1 protein-coding gene is annotated in these 594 nt (G+C 42.4%); it reads left to right on the top strand.

The features are described from left to right. A partial coding sequence (locus tag ACWHAR_RS29690) for a pyruvate kinase (protein ID WP_452088766.1) occupies nucleotides 1–594 on the top strand: 594 nt, incomplete at both ends.

Raw genomic sequence — 594 nt, 5'->3', positions numbered from 1 at the left:
CTCACGGAGATTTTGAGGAGCACGGTGCAAGAATTAAAAATATCCGCGAAGCAAGCAAAAAACTTGGCAAGAACGTTGGAATTCTGCTTGATACAAAAGGTCCTGAAATCCGCACACATACAATGGAAAACGGCGGTATTGAGCTTGAAACAGGCAAAGAGCTCATTATTTCAATGGACGAGGTTGTAGGAACAACAGATAAAATTTCAGTGACATATGAAGGTTTAGTCCATGACGTTGAACAAGGTTCAACGATTCTGTTAGATGACGGCCTTATCGGTCTTGAGGTACTTGATGTAGATGCCGCTAAACGCGAAATCAAAACAAAAGTATTAAACAACGGAACACTCAAAAATAAAAAAGGTGTTAACGTACCGGGCGTAAGTGTCAATCTTCCGGGTATTACTGAAAAGGATGCGCGAGACATCGTTTTCGGTATTGAGCAAGGAGTAGACTTCATCGCACCATCTTTCATTCGACGTTCTACGGATGTGCTCGAAATCCGTGAGCTTCTTGAAGAGCACAACGCTCAGGATATTCAAATCATCCCTAAAATCGAAAACCAAGAGGGCGTTGACAACATCGATGCGATTC

It is taken from the genome of Bacillus sp. LR--39 (genome assembly GCF_053613335.1).
The sequence above is the reverse complement of the archived record's forward strand: the minus strand, read 5'-3'. Positions and strand labels throughout refer to the sequence as shown.